The 3,120-nt window shown below is 44.9% G+C and carries 4 protein-coding genes and 3 tRNA genes; 3 read left to right on the top strand and 4 right to left on the bottom strand.

Annotated features, from left to right (window positions below):
- Positions 1-32: 32 nt before the first annotated feature.
- The 3 genes from DEP07_RS12360 (at position 33) to DEP07_RS12350 (ending at position 422) form a co-directional block, all read left to right on the top strand.
- Positions 33-109, top strand: a tRNA-Met gene (locus tag DEP07_RS12360).
- A 73-nt stretch (positions 110-182) separates the two neighbouring features.
- Positions 183-256 (top strand) — tRNA-Cys (locus DEP07_RS12355).
- A gap of 92 nt (positions 257-348) precedes the next feature.
- A tRNA-Arg gene (locus tag DEP07_RS12350) sits at positions 349-422 on the top strand.
- 393 nt (positions 423-815) lie between these two features.
- On the opposite strand, the gene DEP07_RS12345 is transcribed toward DEP07_RS12350, so the two are convergent.
- The 4 genes from DEP07_RS12345 to DEP07_RS12330 form a co-directional block, all read right to left on the bottom strand.
- Positions 816-1,184: a methyltransferase type 12 gene (locus DEP07_RS12345; protein ID WP_287102540.1), complete on the bottom strand. Its 369-nt coding sequence runs from the start codon at positions 1,182-1,184 to the stop codon at positions 816-818.
- Positions 1,181-1,438: a class I SAM-dependent methyltransferase gene (locus tag DEP07_RS12340; RefSeq protein WP_287102539.1), complete on the bottom strand. Its 258-nt coding sequence runs from the start codon at positions 1,436-1,438 to the stop codon at positions 1,181-1,183. The genes DEP07_RS12345 and DEP07_RS12340 overlap by 4 nt, the downstream gene beginning before the upstream one ends.
- A gap of 1,021 nt (positions 1,439-2,459) precedes the next feature.
- The gene (locus DEP07_RS12335) at positions 2,460-2,717 is read right to left on the bottom strand and encodes a hypothetical protein (RefSeq protein ID WP_122965629.1); all 258 of its coding nucleotides are present in this window, start codon (positions 2,715-2,717) and stop codon (positions 2,460-2,462) included.
- Positions 2,714-3,120 (bottom strand): hypothetical protein (locus DEP07_RS12330; protein WP_287102538.1); only part of this gene is annotated, 407 nt, incomplete at its 5' end. The genes DEP07_RS12330 and DEP07_RS12335, both read right to left, overlap by 4 nt.

Below are 3,120 nucleotides of genomic sequence, written 5' to 3'. Positions count from 1 at the left end.
TCGAATCCCTCACTCTCCGCCATTTTTATTTTGGCGGCGTAGCTCAGCTGGTTAGAGCGTTCGGTTCATACCCGAAAGGTCGGGGGTTCGATTCCCTCCACCGCTACCAAAAACATAAGACAAGCAAAAGTTATGGCGGTCGTGGCGAAGGGGNNTCAAGTCCCATCGATCGCCCCATGCATGGGAGTATAGCCAAGTGGTAAGGCACGGGTCTGCAAAACCCTCACCCCCGGTTCAAATCCGGGTACTCCCTCCATAGTTGTCCCAGTAGCTCAGCAGGATAGAGCAACGTCTTCTAAGTGTAGGTACTCGTATGGAAACCACCTGCTGGAACATTCTTTTTAATGTGTCCTGATAGCTCAGCAGGATAGAGCATGCGCCTTCTAAGCGCACGGTCGGGGGTTCGAATCCCTCTCAGGACGTTAGTTTTAAAGTATTTGAAGTCGCTATAGCTGGCGGCTTTTTTGTTGTATGGAGGTACATAGCTTGGCATGGAGCAAGGCGCTGGCTACAGATCAAGCTTTCATTTCACCGGTAAAAGCAGGAAAATACCACTGGCACATAGCTAGTGGTGTTTTCGAATAAAAAGCAAGTAGGTGGGGGCGTACGATGTGCTGCGAGCATTGCCTTGATGGATACATATCTGCTATTTAGCGCGTGAGTACAACGCTATAGACAGGCGTTATAGCAAGCTTGGCTGCACGCATGAAAAGGAGAAGCTGCGTATTTCAGTCCAATTGCAGTATGACTCAGCATGGAGGGCGTTGAGCGACTATCCCTTACACTCATACTAGGTTTGGTTTGCGCCGATACGGTCATGGCTGTTTTCTTGCAACGAATATAATCAGTTCATCCTTGCCAGTAAACGGTGATCGATTCCAGTTGCTATATTCACTTTGAATATCAAATCCATGCTCGTTTAACAATTTGCGAATCGATTCAGGCTCAGTAAACAAACATAAAATCTCTGATTCCCGCTCATAGCCTTGGAATTTACGAATCGTCGTCCATTTCATTATATTCGTATCAGGGTTATATTTCTGTTTCCCACCCACTTCTACAGGATTCCCCTCATAATCCTGAAATGTATGCCAATATTCATAATCACAGTCTGTAAGATCATGGCCACTTGGGTTGCGCGTCTCAAAAATAAATTTCCCGCCTGCCTTGAGTAGCTTGTTCACATTTTCCAGCAGCGAATTTTGAGCGTCACGAGTTTGGCATACTGTATCATATTCGGTAAAATGTCTACCCCGTCAATATGTACACCTCGTTCAGCGAGGTACAACGTCGTTAATCCCGTTCCACAGGCAAGCTCAAGCACATGTTGACACGGCTTCGCTTCCTGCAGAAACAACTCGTATTTCTTCCACTCTCTACCAAATTCAGCGTCGTAGTTTTTCGGATCAACATACTCTTCAGCGTTATGAAATGTCATCTATTTCTCCTCTCATGACGTTACATGTTGGCGAAGGCACGATAATGCTTGACTGATTTGTTCTGAAGGAATAATAAAAATGCATAAGCTGGCGGTCGGGAGTACAATTTCTCCTGAGACGTCACTTATTGAAAATACCTGCTACAGACTCAAACTGATTAGTTAAGTTTGTATGAGGTACTTGTTTGTTCAGCAGATATTTTTGAGCTTCTAAAACTCACGACTGCAAAAACAGGATAGAACAGAACAGCATTCACAGATGCGAAAACGGTTCTAGGTTAGGGAGTAAAAGGCTGTGAAGGGATCGACACCGGCCCGGCAGTGTGTCTTGTGCACCGCATGGATGCGAGAACCGGGGGAGGGCGTTCCTGTTGGTCATGCAGCGTTTATGGCTTTGCAAAGGCTAAGAATGATTGCTTGCAAGTCAAATAAAGTCCTGCTTTTTTACAGCAGAGATCACAGGAGCAGGAAGGGCGTTACAAGAGCAACAAAAACAAGAGCCATTTTATCGACAAAAAATGACTAAAATTGACGTACATATAATAAGGAAGCTTTTCGATAACGAGCATATTCTTTGCAAGGAGTTTCCTGTTAGTTTCACTCTCTACTCTATGTAACGTTTAGGGGAGAAAAAAGATACTCATTTTTACAAAAATGTTTTCACGGGATGTTCTTTTCTTGAGGGGCAATTCGAAGACAGGGCAGTTAGCAATGGTTCATTTGCAAAAAGACGGGTGCAATACGTGGCTGACGAAAAGGGGCACAGCAGCATGTGGTCAAATAAGATACCTTGCTGCAACGCCGATACGTGATCTATCGGAAGAGAACGCCGGACAGAGTACAGAAGAGAGAGCAGGACGGAGCACAAAAGAGACAGCAGGAAGAGAACGGCTAGAACAGAGAGCAGAAGAAAGCACAGAACAGGGCGCAGAACTGATCAGAGCGCGACACGGAAGACAAAGACGAGTCAAGCAGAGCACAAGCAAAGCACGAAGAAAGGAAGACCACGAACAGCTCGTGGTCAAATAAAAGGATTGTAGTAGTAGAGACCGTGGAAGTAGCGCCGCTCAGCTTTTTCTAATGCAATCGCTTTCTCGTTCTCCAGTGAGGCATGAAGCTTTTCCCAATAGTCTGGGGTGGCATCGCTCAAATCAACTTCCAGCTGCTCGCCAACCAGATTGCGGATCAGCTGCCAATCATCGGGATGCTCGTATTGCTTCATACCGCCACCAATTAGCCGAATATCGTGGAGTAACTGTTTGATATTTTCGGGAATCATCGGTTTCCCCCAATAACGAAAAATTTTTTTTGAGAACGATGGGTTTCTACTACTGGTAATAATTTGTCTGATTCGCCATGAAATATGTAAGAAAACCAAAAAATATGGAGTCGCAGTTGGTCCGTTATGGTGACGAAACCTTGAAATTTTCCATCAACACGATCGCCGCATTTTCTAGAAGAAGAGACAAAACACGCTTTCAACCGACAATGGCTTAAAGCAGAAACATGCCACAAAAATATTCCAATGATTAGCAACAAAAATAGGCGCTCTGTATGGAGAAAAACGCTATTGACTTCTAAATTTCGATTGTGTATACTCAAAAACATGATTTCGCGGCAGGAATTTTTGCAAGGAAGTCCGCAATAATCAAGGAACAGGCGGTCGTGGTGGAATTGGCAGA

The sequence above is a fragment of the Brevibacillus sp. genome (assembly GCF_003521185.1).
Lineage (GTDB): Bacteria > Bacillota > Bacilli > Brevibacillales > Brevibacillaceae > Brevibacillus > Brevibacillus parabrevis.
The sequence above is the reverse complement of the archived record's forward strand: the minus strand, read 5'-3'. Positions and strand labels throughout refer to the sequence as shown.

Bases quoted from the DNA above. Each gene is read 5' to 3' on its own strand.
- DEP07_RS12340 (WP_287102539.1), bottom strand. From the start codon at position 1,438: ATGACATTTCATAACGCTGAAGAGTATGTTGATCCGAAAAACTACGAC.
- DEP07_RS12335 (WP_122965629.1), bottom strand. From the start codon at position 2,717: ATGATTCCCGAAAATATCAAACAGTTACTCCACGATATTCGGCTAATT.